Source organism: Candidatus Desulfovibrio trichonymphae, from assembly GCF_002355955.1.
GTDB classification, from domain to species: domain Bacteria; phylum Desulfobacterota; class Desulfovibrionia; order Desulfovibrionales; family Desulfovibrionaceae; genus Desulfovibrio; species Desulfovibrio trichonymphae.
On record NZ_AP017368.1, the window covers coordinates 1142965 to 1158717 of the forward strand.

At 56.6% G+C, this 15753-nt stretch carries 18 protein-coding genes; 2 read left to right on the top strand and 16 right to left on the bottom strand.

Features of this window, described 5'->3' with window-relative positions:
• Positions 1–5: 5 nt before the first annotated feature.
• Entirely contained in the window at positions 6–1226 is a 1221-nt protein-coding gene (gene proB, locus RSDT_RS05490) for a glutamate 5-kinase (RefSeq protein WP_096399879.1), read from the top strand.
• On the opposite strand, the gene RSDT_RS05495 is transcribed toward proB, so the two are convergent.
• From RSDT_RS05495 to RSDT_RS05565, 16 genes are all read right to left on the bottom strand, one after another.
• Positions 1223–1762 carry a 2-oxoacid:acceptor oxidoreductase family protein gene (locus tag RSDT_RS05495; RefSeq protein ID WP_096399880.1) on the bottom strand — a complete coding sequence of 180 codons (540 nt, stop codon included), beginning with the start codon at positions 1760–1762 and terminating at the stop codon, positions 1223–1225. The two genes, proB and RSDT_RS05495, sit on opposite strands and share 4 nt — an antisense overlap.
• Positions 1755–2558, bottom strand: coding sequence for a thiamine pyrophosphate-dependent enzyme (locus RSDT_RS05500; protein WP_096399881.1), 804 nt, complete (start codon positions 2556–2558; stop codon positions 1755–1757). Before RSDT_RS05500 ends, RSDT_RS05495 begins: the two co-directional genes overlap by 8 nt.
• Positions 2558–3649, bottom strand: coding sequence for a 3-methyl-2-oxobutanoate dehydrogenase subunit VorB (vorB, locus tag RSDT_RS05505; RefSeq protein WP_096399882.1), 1092 nt, complete (start codon positions 3647–3649; stop codon positions 2558–2560). The genes RSDT_RS05500 and vorB overlap by 1 nt, the downstream gene beginning before the upstream one ends.
• Complete coding sequence (locus RSDT_RS05510) at positions 3646–3870, bottom strand: 4Fe-4S dicluster domain-containing protein (protein WP_096399883.1); 225 nt, start codon at positions 3868–3870, stop codon at positions 3646–3648. The genes vorB and RSDT_RS05510 overlap by 4 nt, the downstream gene beginning before the upstream one ends.
• A 79-nt stretch (positions 3871–3949) precedes the next feature.
• A complete protein-coding gene (queA, locus tag RSDT_RS05515) occupies positions 3950–5056 on the bottom strand; it encodes a tRNA preQ1(34) S-adenosylmethionine ribosyltransferase-isomerase QueA (protein WP_096399884.1) in 1107 nt (368 codons plus the stop codon).
• 541 nt (positions 5057–5597) lie between these two features.
• Positions 5598–6035 (bottom strand): rhomboid family intramembrane serine protease, encoded by a 438-nt coding sequence (locus RSDT_RS07525; protein WP_231941816.1) that lies wholly within the window; start codon positions 6033–6035, stop codon positions 5598–5600.
• A 136-nt stretch (positions 6036–6171) separates the two neighbouring features.
• Positions 6172–6402, bottom strand: coding sequence for a hypothetical protein (locus tag RSDT_RS07530; protein ID WP_231941817.1), 231 nt, complete (start codon positions 6400–6402; stop codon positions 6172–6174).
• Positions 6403–6547: 145 nt separating this feature from the next.
• Entirely contained in the window at positions 6548–6757 is a 210-nt protein-coding gene (gene rpmB, locus RSDT_RS05525; protein ID WP_096399885.1) for a 50S ribosomal protein L28, read from the bottom strand.
• A gap of 659 nt (positions 6758–7416) precedes the next feature.
• Complete coding sequence (locus tag RSDT_RS05535; RefSeq protein ID WP_096399887.1) at positions 7417–8292, bottom strand: NADH-quinone oxidoreductase subunit B family protein; 876 nt, start codon at positions 8290–8292, stop codon at positions 7417–7419.
• 17 nt (positions 8293–8309) lie between these two features.
• Complete coding sequence (locus tag RSDT_RS05540; RefSeq protein ID WP_102135968.1) at positions 8310–9626, bottom strand: hydrogenase large subunit; 1317 nt, start codon at positions 9624–9626, stop codon at positions 8310–8312.
• A complete protein-coding gene (locus tag RSDT_RS06895; protein WP_102135969.1) occupies positions 9613–9912 on the bottom strand; it encodes a hypothetical protein in 300 nt (99 codons plus the stop codon). Before RSDT_RS06895 ends, RSDT_RS05540 begins: the two co-directional genes overlap by 14 nt.
• Before the next feature lie 36 nt (positions 9913–9948).
• Positions 9949–11436, bottom strand: coding sequence for a proton-conducting transporter transmembrane domain-containing protein (locus RSDT_RS05545; protein ID WP_231941818.1), 1488 nt, complete (start codon positions 11434–11436; stop codon positions 9949–9951).
• A 1-nt stretch (position 11437) separates the two neighbouring features.
• Positions 11438–12100 (bottom strand): hydrogenase-4 component E, encoded by a 663-nt coding sequence (locus RSDT_RS05550; RefSeq protein WP_096399888.1) that lies wholly within the window; start codon positions 12098–12100, stop codon positions 11438–11440.
• Positions 12097–13071, bottom strand: coding sequence for a respiratory chain complex I subunit 1 family protein (locus RSDT_RS05555; RefSeq protein ID WP_231941819.1), 975 nt, complete (start codon positions 13069–13071; stop codon positions 12097–12099). The genes RSDT_RS05550 and RSDT_RS05555 overlap by 4 nt, the downstream gene beginning before the upstream one ends.
• The gene (locus RSDT_RS05560; RefSeq protein WP_096399889.1) at positions 13068–15086 is read right to left on the bottom strand and encodes a proton-conducting transporter transmembrane domain-containing protein; all 2019 of its coding nucleotides are present in this window, start codon (positions 15084–15086) and stop codon (positions 13068–13070) included. The genes RSDT_RS05555 and RSDT_RS05560 overlap by 4 nt, the downstream gene beginning before the upstream one ends.
• 19 nt (positions 15087–15105) lie before the next feature.
• Entirely contained in the window at positions 15106–15381 is a 276-nt protein-coding gene (locus tag RSDT_RS05565; protein ID WP_231941820.1) for an acyl-CoA synthetase family protein, read from the bottom strand.
• Between the two features lie 110 nt (positions 15382–15491).
• Here RSDT_RS05565 and RSDT_RS05570 point away from each other — a divergent pair, with 110 nt between their 5' ends.
• On the top strand, positions 15492–15752 hold the full coding sequence (locus RSDT_RS05570; RefSeq protein ID WP_145954817.1) for a DUF4372 domain-containing protein: 261 nt from the start codon (positions 15492–15494) through the stop codon (positions 15750–15752).
• The last annotated feature ends 1 nt before the right edge of the window (position 15753 follow it).

The window sequence follows — 15753 nt, forward strand, 5'->3', positions numbered from 1 at the left end:
CAACCATGACTACACGCGGGACAGGTCTGAACGCAGACCGGCGACGGGAGCGCGCACTGGCGCTGGCGCATGCCCGTACAGTGGTGATCAAGGTGGGAAGCGCCGTTTTGAGCAACTCACAAGGCCTTGATACCGACGTCATGGCTGAACTCGCGCGCCAGATGGCGGTTGTGCGAAACGCAGCGGCCGGCCGGCGTCTTGTACTGGTTTCATCCGGGGCTGTGGCCGCCGGCCGTGCGGTTTTGGCCGCCAACGGGCAAAAAGTGGAGGCCGCAGGTCTCGCCGCTCGCCAAGCGGCGGCAGCTGTGGGACAGGGGCGGCTTATACGCGTCTGGGAAGACTCTTTTGCCGTGCACGGCATCTCCACAGCACAGATGCTGCTGACCAGGGACGACTTGCGCGCGCGCGCGCGTTTTCTTAACATCCGCAATACGGTGGCGGCATTGCTGCACGCCGGCGTGCTGCCCATAGTCAATGAAAACGACACGGTTTCCGTGAGCGGGCTTAAATTCGGCGATAATGACTGTCTTGCAAGTCTGCTTGTCAACCTTGCAGACGCAGATATTTTTATCAATCTTACTTCCGCGCCCGGCGTGTTGGCCGCCGACCCCAGGCGCACGCCGGACGCGCCGGTCATGGAATATATTGACGACGCGGCGGCTCTTGATCTCAAACAGTTGTGCGGCGGCAAAACCGAAGCCGGATCCGGGGGGATGTATTCAAAACTGCTGGCAGCCGGACGAGCCGCGCAAATCGGCGTGCCCACCCTGATTGTGCAGGGGCGCGCGCCCGACGTGCTGATCCGCGCGTTTGATCTTGAGCTTGCCGGCGACGGGGATGCTCCCACATTTTTTGACGCGTGTCAGGGCACATGGGTGTTCCCTGCGCGGCAGGCCATACCGCATCGTAAATTCTGGATAGCCTATCAGTCGGAACCGGCCGGCGATGTGCTGGTGGACGCCGGCGCCGCAAACGCCTTGCTGCGCACGGGCGGCAGCCTTTTGCCCGGCGGCGTGCACGCCGTTGAGGGCTCGTTTCAAAAGGGGGCGCTGGTGCGCGTGATCCATGAAGGGCAAACTCTGGGTGTGGGCCTTTCCAACTACAGCGCGGCATATCTGAAAAAAATTATGGGCCTCAAACGCCACGAAGTGGCGGCCATACTGGGCGACGCGCATTACCCGGAAGTCATCCACCGGGATAATCTGCTGCTTGACGCGGCGGTTTAGGCGAAATCCCAGCCGGCTTCCAGCGCCGACGCGTTGATCGGAATCAGCTTGGCGTAGTGCGCGCTCACAACGCGGCTCAGGGCTTCCTGCACCGCCTGCAGCGGCAACGCATCTGTGGCGTGAAGCCACGCGCCGAGCGCCACCATGCTGGCGAGTCTGACATCGCCGATCCCGTGCGCAATGTCGTTGGCCGGGATGTACACGCTGCTTACTTCCCGGCTGACAAGACTTTTGTCTATAAGCGAGACGTTGACAATCTGCACGCCTTTTTTGTCAAGGCACGGCTGAAATTTTATCAGCGAAGGCTCATTGAGCACAATGGTGGAAAGGGGTTCGCGCACGATTGGCGAACCGATGGGCCGGGTGTCCAGCACCACGGTGCAATTTGCCGTGCCGCCGCGCATTTCCGCGCCGTACACCGGAATAAAGCTCACTTCAAAGCCTTGCTCCAGACCGGCCTGCGCCAGCAGATTGCCGATTATCATTACTCCCTGCCCGCCGAAACCGGCTATGATCACGTCCTGGTACTCAGACATTTTTGCCTTCCACTGATTCGTCGGCAACATCCTTGAAGACACCTAAAGGAAAAACGGGAATCATATCGTTGGCAATGCGTTTGTTGGCCGCAACAGGATCCAGATGCCAGTTGGTGGGACAGCCGGAAAGCAGCTCCACAAAACTGAAGCCGAGCCCGGCGATCTGCGCGTCAAAGGCCACGCGCACAGCCTTTTTGGCCTCACGAACGTGCTTGACGCTGTCCAGAGCGCAACGCGCCGAATATGTCACGCCCTGAAGCTGGGCCATGATTTCAGCAAGCCGTATGGGACCGCCTTCATTGCTGAGGCTTCTACCCTGCTTTGAGGTTGTTGTTTTTTGTCCGAGCAGGGTGGTGGGAGCCATCTGGCCGCCTGTCATGCCGTAAACGGTATTGTTGATAAAAACGGCGGTTATTTTTTCGCCCCTGTTGGCCGCGTGCAGGGATTCTCCAATGCCTATTGCGGCCATGTCTCCGTCTCCCTGATAGGTAAAGACAACGGCGTCCGGCCGTGCGCGGCGTACGCCTGTGGCTACGGCGCAGGCCCGCCCGTGCGGGGCTTCCACGCTGTCCACGTTAAGGTAGTCATATGTAAAGGCAGCGCACCCGACGGAGGCCACAAGAATGGTTTTATCCGCAACGCCGAGATCGTGCAGCACCTCGCTGACAAGACGGTGGGCAATGCCGTGGTGACAGCCGGGGCAATAATGGGTAACGCGCTCATTGAGCACAGGATTCGCGTCAAAAACAAGTTTTTCGTCGTTTCGCGGGCGCAGGCGCTTATCTGTCTGGCTCATTATGATTTCTCCTTGACTGCCTGAAGAATAGGGTCAATCAGCTCGCTCGCGCCGATAAACAGGCCAGGCATGACGCCGTGCCAGAGTACGGATGAAACGCCGTTCAAGGCAAGACGCACATCTTCAAGCATCTGACCGGTGTTTTGCTCTATGACAAGAAAACGACGGCCCCTCGCGCGAGAGCGCAGGGCTTCTTCCGGGAAGGGGTAGAGGCTCACTGGTCTGAACAGGCCCACTTTGCGTCCTTCAGCACGCAGACGGCGTACGGCGCTACGCGCAATGCGGGCTATTGAGCCGAAGGCTACCACAACAAGCTCGGCATCGTCTGTATATTCAGAGTCGAACAGCGCTTCGCGGCGCATGTCCGTATATTTTTGCAGCAAAAGGCGATTGCGATCGGCAAGCGCGCCCTCGACCAGATACACGGATTTGAGCAGGCGGGGAACGGCGTTTTGCCCGCGCCCGCCAAAGCCTTCTATGCGCCAGGCTCTCGCGAGATCGCTCATGGCTTCCGGTTTGTGCGTCCCCGCGGGGGGGACGCGGCGCACCGGCTCCTTGATTTGGGCCACAATGGCGTCGCCGAGAATCATAACGGGGTTTTGCCAGGCAAAGGCCAGAGCAAAGGCACGGAACATGAAATCATAGCATTCCTGCGCCGAGGATGGCGCCAGCACCAGATTGCGGTGGTCGCCGTGGCCGCCGCCTTTCACTGCCTGAAAATAATCACCCTGAGATGGGCCGATGTCGCCGAGGCCGGGCCCGCCGCGCGACATATTGATGATGACTCCTGGAATATGGCTGCCTGCCATGTAGGAGATGCCCTCCTGCATCAGCGAAATGCCGCAGCTTGATGAGGATGTCATGGCGGCAACACCGCAGGCGCCCGCTCCAAGCAGCATGTTGATCGCGCCGACCTCGCTCTCCGCCTGGACAAAAGCGCCGCCATTTTCAGGAATGAGAGAAGAAAGAAGCTCCGGCACTTCGTTTTGCGGCGTGATGGGATAACCGAAATAACAGCGGCATCCGGCGTCTACAGCGCCGAAGGCCACAGCTTCGTTGCCCTTGATCAGCACGCGGTCAGCCTCGCTCATGACGCCTCCCCTTTGGGCTTTGCGCTTTTAAAAACACGTATGGCCGTATCCGGGCACATAATGGCGCACGAAGCACAGCCTGTACATGCGCCTTCCGTTTCCATCACTTCGTAGCCTTGGCGATTGAAACGGCCTGAAGGCCGCAGAATACCCGCTGGGCAGGCATCCACGCAAAGGCGGCAACCTTTGCACCGTTCTTCCAGAAAAACAACTCGTGACATAGTGTTGAAACCATCAGGTTAGATAATCATGGCTGGAACCATATTCTGCGTGCCATGCACTGTTTGGCGGGAAGTATCGTCAACGCAGCAGCATGGCGTCGCCATATGAAAAAAAACGATAGCCCCCGCGCACTCCTTCCGTATAAGCCGCCAGTACGCGCTCACGCCCAGCAAAGGCGGAAACAAGCATGAGCAAGGACGATTTCGGCAGGTGAAAATTGGTCAGCAACGCGTCCACAACACGAAATTTTTTACCCGGGCAGAGAAAAATATCTGTCCAGCCTGTATACGGCCGGACTTTACCGCACAGTTCCGCCACCCCTTCCAACGCGCGGGCGCTTGTCGTGCCCACGGCCAGCACTGGCCGGCCCTGTGCCCGCGCCTTAATAATGGCGTTTGCCGCGTCTTCTTGAATTTCAATATACTCTTTGTACATATTATAGCTACGTATGTCTTCACATCGTACAGGGCTGAATGTTCCGTACCCCACATAGAGGGTGATTTCAACCCATTCAAAGCCTTTTGCCGTCAGGCTTTCCCGCAGGAGCGGCGTAAAATGCAGCCCAGCCGTCGGCGCGGCCACGGCGCCTGTTTTGCTGTTTGCGGCATAGATGGTCTGGTAGCGGGCCGCATCTTCTTCATTGTCAGGGCGTTTGATATAGGGCGGCAGCGGGATGTGCCCCGCCGTCGCAAAGGATGCGGCCAGATCTTCGCGCCAGCTGAGGCGCACGCGGCGCACGCCGAACGGGGCTGTTTCCAGCACGGTGACGCTTATGCCCGCGCCGAAGTGGAGACTTTCTCCGTCGCGCACGCTGCCGCCGGCGCGTAAAAGCCCTTTGACTTCAGCGTAAAAAGCGTTGTCTGCGGCGGCCGCATCGCACCGCGCGCGTTTCAGCACAATGGGCAAGGGCGTGAGCAGCAAAAAATCCGCCTTGCCGCCGGTGGCGCGCGCTCCTGTAAGGCGCGCCTGCAAAACGCGCGCATTGTTGACCACAAGCAACGCTTTGTCAGGCAGGCAGTCCGGCAGGTCGTTAAAATTTTTGTGGGCAAGCGCCAGTTCGCCTGCCCGTTGCATAACAAGCAGGCGGGATGAACCACGTTTTTCTGGCGGGAACTGTGCAATCTGCTCCGGCGGAAGCTCATACTGATAACTGCTCAGCAAAAAATCTGCTTCATCGGGTGTCATGGTTGTTCTATGGTTTATTCCGGCGACGCGGGATCGTTGCTGTCGCCAGCCTTCACGAAAGCAGACCGGCTTTTGTGGGCAGTTAATAAGCTTTTTCGTATTTTGTTCGACTGTCAACGTAGAAGTAAATATTCCACTTCTAAATAAAATATACTAAGGAGAGCACAAAGCCAGGATGCTTTGAAACTGCGCAAGCACTGCTTAATATTATTATAGTATAAAATTTTTATTAGCATATCTTAATTTAAAAATTTCAAAATTTTATATTTCAAAAATTTGAACAACATCTGTTTGAATATAAAATTGAATCAATGCATATTATAAAAATATCAAAAAATAATGAACTACTAATTAACAACATAATAGATGATATATTACATATTCATGGTATCCAGATATTTCAGCGATGTGCTCTCTGCCGGCAAAGTCTGAGAGATATGTCTTTACCACTATAGATCGTATTTCATGCCTTGCTATCTTCATGGGATGGAGTCCAACAAATTCTATATTATTTTAAAGTTAAAATGCCTTAGAGCCATTATTATACGAACGCCCGCCACCAAGCGAGCACAGGCAGCGTCAGAACAAGCAGGGATGCCGCAATCTGCGGCAGAGCCGGCCAGCCGCGCTTCCGGCGAGCAGCTTCGCACATGCCCAGGACGAGTCCGCAAGCCAGCCCGGCCACATGTGCCGCATAATCCGTGCGTTCCCCTCCCGTACCCAGCAAAACCAGCAGGCCAACGCCTGCGGCCACGGGCAAAAACATGTTGCGCCCGCCCCGCCGCTGCAGCGACATAACGCCCGCCAGCGCACCCACGACAGCAAAGAATGCCGTGGAAAAACCCATGCTCACAACTGCCGTGCCGCGCCACACAACCGTCAGGGCATTGCCGGCCGTGCCGCCGAACATCGTCAGATAGACAGCCCTGCCAACGCCGATAAGACGCGCCAGAAACGACAAAAAAAGCGTGCCGCTCACAATATTGCCCGTCAGATGCAACAAATCCGCGTGCAGCGTAAGAGCGGTAATACTTCTGTATCACTGCCCGTAACCACGCGCCATCACTGTGTCCAGCGCGCCGACATTCAGCCAGCCGCTCGGATGCGGCAAAAAATCAGGCGCAGGGCACCAGCCCATACACATGCCGTACCAGCAACGGCAACAACAACAGCGCCGCCACGCTGACATGCATATACAGTGAAGGCGCGGACGGTTCGGCCGCCGCGCCTTCGGCGGCAAAATCCCTCAGTTCCCGCAGAGCGGCAGACTCCAAAAGCGGGGGCACGTACACATGCTCCCCCGTCAGGATATGCGGAATGCGACGGGCGTTGAGCGCCAGCAGCACGGCACGAAGCCGGTCTACGCCGCATCGTCCAACGGCTGTTGCGTCGCAGCCGCGCGGCTTCAGTAAAAAAGGCGTGACGCATTTGACAAAAAAATTCGGCAGCGAACTGACGGGCCAGTAGGACAGAACAAAAAGAGTCTGCCGCTTACGCCCACTTGCGCGCCAACGGTTTGATCACCGCGCCTGAACGCAAACAGCGAGTGCAGATCGTGAGAGTGCGCACACTGCCGTCCGGGAACTGATGGCGCACACGCTGCAAATTTGGGTTAAAGCGGCGTTTTGTCTTAATATTGGAATGGCTCACGAGATTGCCGACCTGAGGCTTTTTGCCGCAGAAATCGCATTTCTTGCTCATAATCTCCTCCATAACGTCAATTTGACTTGAGTGACGCCTTTGTCGCATAAAAAAATTATATAGCTGATGCGCGCCAACAAGGCAAGAATATTATCTTTGAAAGAGATTCACTTTCGCAATGGTTTGACACTACAAATTATCTCATAATCAAAATATTGGATCTCTATAAAAATTCCAGACTTTCCTGTTTGTTTCCTTCATTTAGGAAAAAATGGACGTTACAAATGAACAATGGGGATTGCTCGAACCTTTGCTTTCCACCATACCCAAATGTCCAAGAGGGCAAGGCGGCCAGTTGCCGATGATCCACGTTCCATTTTAAACGGAGTACTGCGGTATCCGCCATATCGGACATAACAAGATTGGTTCCAGCGATGGCGAAAAGAGAAAACATTAATACTCTGAAAGGGGGAGCTACGGGACAGAAAATTTTCGGGCATTTGCCGAAACCTGGGTAGTACGCTTAAGGGGCCTGTAAAAACATACTTTTTATTGCCTTTTGAAGGAATATGAGTTTTGTTTTAGCCACAAGGAAAGAGGACTGATACAAAATGGCGCTCAAAATACTCAAAAAAAATTCTCTCAGCTTGGCATGAGCCTTTCAAAAATATTTTAGTTTATAAATTAGCTAGTTATACTATCTTCTTCATTTTTAATAATCATCTCGGCGTGCGCTGGTCAAGAAAACGCAAAAAAGCATCCAGCGTGGTGCAGGGATGCGGCGGACAGCCCGGTATGAAAAGAGCCGGCCGGCACTGCGGCGGCGCACCCTGAATGCTGTCCGGCGCGGGCGGTGCGACGCGGCGGAACATGCCGCCGGAAATGGCACATGCCCCGACGGCGATAATCACTTTTGGGGCGGGCATGGCCGCATAGCAGTCAAGAAGCGCCGCGCGCATATTGCGGGGAGCAGGCCCGGTCAGCGCAATGGCATCCGCATGACGGGGCGAAGCAACAAAATCTATGCCGAACCGCCCCATATCGTACACCACGGTTCCCAGTACGTTGAGATCGGCCTCGCAGGCACCGCACCCGGCCGCTGTCACCTGGCGCAAACGAAACGAACGAGCAAAGGCGGCGGCAAGACTTGTTACAGACGTTATGGGCAGTTCAGGCAGGACATACAGGCGCTCATCGTCATCATCAGCCAAACCCGAGGATGCTCTCAAGCCTGCCCCCTGTCCACCGGGCTGCCTTGGCGAGGCATACGCGGCAGGCCGCACGACAAGGGCGTCGCGATCTGTGGAAGCCAGCCGCCAGTCTGTGGTGAAAACCAGCGCCCGTTGCGGACAGGCGCACGCGCACTCGCCGCAAAAGATGCACATGCCCATATCAAGAGCGGGCTTGGTGTTTTCAAAGCTTATCGCATGCCAAGGGCACGCTGCGACGCAGCTGCAGCACCCCCCCGCGGCAGCGCAGCGATCCGCATCAATAAAGGGACGCCCACGAAAACGCGGCGGCAGAGCAGGCAAAGAAGCCGGGAACGCTACTGTGCGCGTTTTCTGACGGAATCGTTCCAAAAAAATTTCAAACACGGTTCCATATGCCCTGTTTATAAATCATGGCCGCAGTAAGACAAATTGAAACTTTTGTTGCACAGGGGAAAATCAGAAATCTGCTGTCTTCGCAGGGCATAGGCAAGCCCGGCCCAGTTGTGGAACGAAGGGTCCACAATGGAGTAGGCAGCGAAATGACCAAATTCATCCGTCAGCGCCACATGACAGACTTCTCCCCGCCAGCCTTCCACCAGAGCAACCGCAATGTGTTTCGGCGCAAGCGCGTAAATTTTTTCCTGTTTTTCTGCGCGGCAACCGCCTGCAGGAAGATCTTTCAGGATATTTTGACACAGAGCGGCTGAAGCCAGCGCTTCGTCATACCGCAATGCAGTTCTGTCGCCCACATCGCCCCTGTCAGCCACGCATATTTTTTCCAGCGCGGGCAGGCACGGCAGCGGGTGGCTGCGCCGCGCGTCCCGCGCAAGGCCTGAAGCGCGCGCCGGTGGCCCCACCACTCCCAGAGAGGCCGCCACAGAGGCAGGAAGAACGCCGATACCTGTCAAACGGGCCATGACAGACGGGGAATTCCATATCAAACGCACTGCGCCCTGCACATCCCGCGCAGCCAGAACGACTTTGTCCGTCAGCACGTGCGCCAAAGCGGGATCAAGATCAAAAGCCGTCCCGCCCGAAACAAACAGCCCCCGGCTGAAGCGACTGCCGCAGAGCATGGCGCTCATGTTCAGCCAATCTCCCCGCAGCCTCCCGCAAAAAGCCGACGTGGGCAAAAAGCCGACGTCTCCGGCAATGGCGCCTATATCGCCCGTATGGCAGGCAAGACGTTCCAACTCCAAGGCGAGAGCACGGATATGCTGCCCACGCGGTGAGGGCAACGTTTCTGAAAGGCCTTCCAGCAGTGTGCAACAGGCAAAAGCGTGCGCCGCCGTGCTGTCGCCCGCCACTGTTTCTATAAGCGGCAGGATGCGGGCGAGCGGCCCGCCCGTCAGCATGGCCTCAACACCGCGGTGATGATAGCCTAGCGAAATTTCCAGATACAGCACTTCCTCGCCCAGACATTGAAAACGAAAATGCCCGCACTCAATGACCCCGGCATGGATAGGCCCGACGGCAACTTCATGCACCTCGTCGCCGTCAATCCGATAAAAATTCATCTCGCCGACGCCGGGACCGGCGGGGTTGTCAAAACGCACCGGTTTGAGCCAGGGATGGCCTTCAGGCAAAATGGCGAATTTTTCGTAAAGAACGCGTTCAAAAAGGTGCAGCGCGGCAATGTCGGGCGTCAACGAAGGATAGCTGCTCCCAATCTCTGTACGCGCCGCCAGAAGCAGACCGGCGACGTCATCGGCCAGCACGGCATAGAGCAAAAACAGGGGGGGGGGCCGTGCGCAGTGCGGAAGCGCTCTCGCGCGGCACGGCAAAAAATGCGACAGCCCGACAGCCGGCGCCAATCTGTTCAGAAAGCCACTGGCTGAAACGCGCAAAACTCATTGCCGGAAGAGCGGCGAGCGGGGCGGCGCGGCCGTTGCGCAAACACAAGGCGTCAGGACAGATGCCGCCTTTTGGCAGCTGCCCCGCCGTCGGCACAATCTCGCCCACTGAAGTAATATGAGGCTTGTTCGTGAACGAGGAGCGCGTCATGGCTGTTTTGTTGCCTTCGAATGGTATTGCAAAATATTATGGATGAAAAGCCAAAGCCGCAGCCTTGTCAAGAGACTCGCGCAGCCATTCTGGCATATACAGGCCGAGCGCTAGGGCCAAAACAAGAAGACAGGCCGAAGGCAGCACAAAAAGCAGATTTTCTCTCCCCTTTGCCGTACGGTCATGCGGCATGCCGCCTCGGCACATGTGCAGTGTGGGAGTAATCATGCCAACAAAAATAACGCCCAGCAGCGTCAGATAGGCAGCGGGCAAAAGCAGTCCCCCGTTCAGAAGTCCCTGGAGCACGAAAAATTCGCTGATAAAGACGACAAAAGGCGGCGTGCCGGTAATGGCGATAATGCCGGTCAGCCACAGGGCTGATGTCATGGGCAGACTTTGCGCCATACCGGAAACATCGTGACTCGACTTGGTGTGGTAGCGCGCCAGAATATTGCCCGCCAGCAAAAAAAGCGCCGCCTTGATCAGAGAATGGCCGGCCATGTGCAATAGGCCGCCTCGCCCTGCGGCAATCCCGACGCCCAGCGCAATAAGCAGAATGCCCATGTGCTCCACGCTGGAATAGGCCAGCATCCGCTTGAAATCGCCCAAATTTACGATAAAGAGGGCGGCAACCAGCATTGACAAAAAACCGAAGGCCAGAAGCAGCGTTGAGGTGAATGCCGCAAGACCGACAGAAAGCGCCACTTCCTGTGCCCGGAAAATGCCGAGGAAAGCGCAGTTGAGCAACGCGCCTGACAGCAGAGCAGACACCAGAGACGGCGCTTCACTGTGTGCGTCCGGCAGCCAGGTGTGCATGGGCGCTATGCCCATTTTCGCGCCATAGCCGACGAGCAGAAACACAAAAGCGGCCTTGAACCAAGCGGGGTGCACGTGCCCGCCCCCTTGTGACAGAGAACTGACGGACATGTCAACAACATGCCTTGCCTCACTCTGCATGGCAATATCCAGCAGCAGGTTGCCGATAAGCGCGAAGCCGATGCCCACAGAGCAGATGAGCAGATATTTCCATGTCGCCTCCAGAGAACGCCTGTGACGATGAAAAGAGATAAGGGGGGCACTGACCACTGTCGTTGTTTCAATGCCGACCCAGAGCAGGCCCACATGCCGCGTTGACGCGGCCAGAACGGATGCAGCCAGAAAAAGCAGCATACAGCCTGTAAACGTGGCTTCCGGAGCGTTGGAAAAATGGAGCCCCTGATGAAAATCTGTCCGCGCGCCGGGATCTTCCGATTCCAGGTAGGGCACGGCATAGAGCGAAGCCGCGAAAAACAGCGCGCAGGTCAAACTCAGCACCAGACGTCCCATGGCGTCAAGACAAAGCAGCTCGCCGCCCAATGAAGCCGGTTCCACAAACCAGCACGCCGCGGCAAGCGTCAGTTCAACCGTGGCCGTCACGAGCAAAAGCGCGCGCCGCGAATGGTCTGCCGGAACAAACCAAGACAACAGGGCCGCACACAAAGGCAGCAGCAGCAGTACAGGCAAAAGAAGGGAAGCAATGGACACGTCAGTCCCGCAGCGAGGCAAAGCACTCCACGTCTGTGGAATCAAAAGCCCGGTTGATATGGGTCAAGGCAACGCCCATGACAAAGGCGGCCACAAGAATGTCCATCAGTATGGAAAACTCCAGCCAGAGAGCGCTTTCCTGCGCCATAGGTGCCCCAAGAAGGTAGATGCCGTTTTCCATGACAAGATAGCCGAATATTTGCGCCAGCGCTATGCGCCGCGAAGTAATAAGCAGAAGGCCTGAAAAAATAGTGGCAAAAGCCGTTGGAAATACATGTGAAAACAAATGGTTAGCTGCAATTCCCAAGCGTGAGTTCAGCCAGAGCGAAAAAGCGAATGCGGCAAGTCCCAGCAGTACCGACGCTGTGTTGCCTAAATAGGACGCGCCGGGCGCACGGGGATGCAATTTCTTATAAGTGTGCCATAACAGCAGAGGCAACATGCCCCCCTTGATAACAAAAAACACTGCAACAGCAACGGCAAACCAGGGCGTCATGCCGTCACCTGCGGCAAATACAGGCATAAATCCGAGGATAACGCCCTGCAGTGCGATAAGGCGGATGCACAGGCGGCTGCGTTCAGCCCCGAGCAAACAGAAGTCGCTGATGATGACAAGCCCGAGAAGCATCTCCAGCACGTTCCCGGCAACGGGCAGAACGGTCATGCCTGCCTCCACAGCGCAAGCGCGGCAAGACCGGCAAAGGCCCCGGCCATGGCCAGAACCTGGGGAACGCGCTCCATGCGCAACCGTGCCATCAGGGATTCCATCAGACCCACAAGCACGCCGACACCCAAGGTCGCAAGCAGGGTTATGCCCCAGCAGGCGGCAAGACCGGCAAGACCATGCGGCCCCAACGACCCTCCGTCCTCAAACAGGGGCACGGACGGCAGAGGCAGAACAAGACCGGCAATGAGCAGGCTGAATATCCACAGCCTGAGTGCGGCGGCATATTCCAGAAAGGCCAAATCCGGTCCGCTGTGGTCCAGAATCATCACTTCATGTATCATGGTAAGTTCCAGATGGGTATTGGGATCATCCACGGGGATGCGGCTGTTCTCTTGCAGCAGCAGCAGAAACAGGGCGAAGGCGAGCATGAGGTAGAACATCCAGTACCCTTGGATGGCGGCTGGGCCGGCCGTGACAGTTGTCATGCCCGACAGGGTAAGGCTGTGTGCCTGCCGGCACAGCAGCAGGAGGCAAAACAAAAAAATGGGTTCAGCCAGCGCAGAAAACAGGGCATCCCGCGCCGCGCCCATGCCTTCAAAGGCGCTGCCCGTGTCCAGAGCGGCAAGAATCAAAAAAAAACGCGACATGGCAAACAAACCGGCAAGCAGAACAAAATCTCCGGAAAAATTCGCAGGCGCAGCCACGGGCCAAAAAGGCAACACAGTCAGAGCAGCTACGGCCGATGTCAGACACGCCGCAGGCGCAGCCTTGAAAAAATATGTAGTGACGCACGGATAAACCGGGCTTTTGCCCATGAGCCGGCACAAGTCAAAATAAAGTTGCAGCAGGGGGCTGCCTTTTCTGCCGCCCATCAGGGCCTTGACCCTGTTGATGCAACCGGGCAGCAGAGGCGCCAACAGGAGGGAAAGAACCATGCCGCCCAGGGCAACAATCATCTGCGACGTCATGCCCACCCCAAAGCCCAGGTCAGGGTCGCCACAAGGGCAATGAAAATATACAGGATATACAGATTTACAAGACCTGTTTGCAAATTTTTCGCGGCTTCGGCCACAGCGGCGACAGGCCGGAACAAAAGGCTACTCCACAGTTCCATCGGCCAATCAGGGCTTGTCATAACCGCATTCTCCGGACCAGGAAAAAGACCCTGCATTTTCGGCGTCACAGTCCGCGTCCGCGCAAGCGGGTGCAGCAGCATTGCGAACGTGCGCGCAAAAGCGCCGCCCGTGTATTGCATGCGGGCCGTCGGTCGACAATAGCCGCAAGACCAGGTCACGCCTTCGGCAAAGCCGTTCTTGCCCACAGCCCGTCCGCGCGCCAGATTCACAAGAGCAAACAACACAAGCAGAACCGCCCCTAAGGCCGCGTACCACGCAAGCACCGTAGCGGCGGCCTCCATACCCTCCGCGCAGGCTGCGAGGGGAATGCCGAGACCTGACGCGAACCAGACAAGAAAAGGCGAGAGCGCTTTCAGGAGCAGCGGCCCGGCAAAGCCAGCGCAAAGACACAACAGCGCCAACAACAACATGGCTGCCTTAAACAGCGTTTCCGGCTCACGCGCTTGGTAGCTTTGCGCACTCTTGGGCGCGCCGAGAAAAGCCAGGCCGTACGCTTGGGTAAAGGCAAAAAGAGCCATGCCGGCAATAGCGCCAAGCACAAAAAAAGCGCCCCAGAACAGCAGAGCTGTTTCCGTATTGCCTGCGGCTTTGCTGCCGACTGCAAAGCCCGTGTAGAGAAGCAGCTCGCTCATAAAGCCGTTTAAAGGGGGAATGCCGGCAATGGCGGCGCTGCCTAAGGCAAAGCACCCGCCCGTGAAGGGAATGCGTTTGTGAAGTCCGCCCAGACGCTGGATAAGCATGGTGTGCGTATGTTCCTTCACCGCGTTGGCTGCGAGGAAAAGCAGGCTTTTAAAAAGCGAGTGGTTCCAGATGTGCAAAAAAACGCCGGTCAGCAGCAGCGCAGCGGCTGAAGAGCCGATGCTGTACGCCAGCAGTGCGCCGCCCAGGGCAAGACAGATGATTCCCATGTTTTCCGCGCTGGAATAGGCCAGCGTGCGCTTTATGTCAGACTGGACAAGGCCCAGCAAAATGCCGGTCACGCCGGAAAGAACGCCCGCGCCCATCAGCGCGTATGCCCACCAGGTTTCCGGCGGTCCGGCAAGCAGCAGCACGCGCAAGATGCCGTACAGTCCAACATTGAGCATGGCCCCGGAGAGCAGCACCGCCACATGCCCAGGGGCGGAGGAATGCGCTTCAGGCATCCAGACATGCAGCGGGACGAGACCCGCTTTCAGGCCAAAACCCACCAGAGCCAGTATGAAATACAGACCCGGGTGACTCCACGCACCGCGCGCGGCAAAAAGAACAAAATCTGTTCCGCCGGCCTCTGCCCCCATACCCGCAAAAAGCAGCAGCAGAGGCAGCACGCCGAGGTGCGCCGCCGTCAGATACACCCATACCGCAAAACGCTCGTTCGCGTCCCTGTCCAACGGGCTGATGAGAAAAAAAGGCATGAGCGACATGATTTCCCAGGAAATGAGAAACAAAACGGCGTCCGCGGCCGTGATCGTCATCACCATGCCGGCGATGAGAAAACAGAAAAAAAAGCAATGCCTGCCCACGGCAAGACGCGCGCCCGTTTCGGCTGCCTCGACGGCTAGGGATTTCAGGCGGCCCGGCAAAAGCGCCCCGCCGATGAGAGCCAACAGAAAAACCGGAGGCAGAAAAACTGAGGAGAGACGATCTACGCAAAAAAGACATTCTCCAAGCGGCAAAGGCAAGGGAAAACTGACGCGCAACGTTGCTCCGGACAACAAAAGGTACAGGGAAAGGCACAGCCCCACAGCCCCGGCAGTCACACAGGCGCAGGCCGCCGTCGCCGCAGCCGCGCGGCCCGTAGCCAGAGAACAGAAAGCTCCCCCGACAAGAAGCGCGAGAACAGCACAGAAAAAATACAACGTCAACATGAAGAGTCGCGGCGCATTTTCAATCTTTTGGACGATTGTCCACAATGCGTACCGCCTTGCCCTTTAATCGCACAAGGGAATGCGGTTCCAACAGACGCACCTTGGCTGTGACAGCCAAAAATTCCTTAATGCGTTTTTGCAAACGGCTTTCGAGCGGCGTGACGCCGATTTCGTCAAAGCGGTTGCGGTAAAAAGACACGTTCGTGTACGCGCGGGAACAGAAATACTGCAGACGTCGCAACGGCATTGCATCCCGTTCCTCGCGGGGCAGTGTTTCCAATTTGTTGAAGAGCACGGCGGACTCCTTGATAACGGCAAAAAGAAGACCCGAAAAACGACCGTGTTAGGTATGCCGCAGTATGGCAACGCGGTCAATATGCGACGAATGTTTTGGAGATTTTGAATATGGCTTATACTACCATACTCTTCTCGCAAACGCTATCTCTCATTTCCGGACATGTTTTCCAAAAACTTGCGCACAGACACAAAACAGGACCCTCTTCACGCAAATTCAGATTCAAGGCGCAGTTCACAGTCATGGCGTTTATCCAGTCAGCCGCAAGGCGTTCCATAAATCCTTTGGTCATTCAGCGCTTGCCATCCGCCGCCGCCTCAGGTATACTTAATTGTTACAAGATTATGCCGGACGTAGAATTTTTTGTTTGAA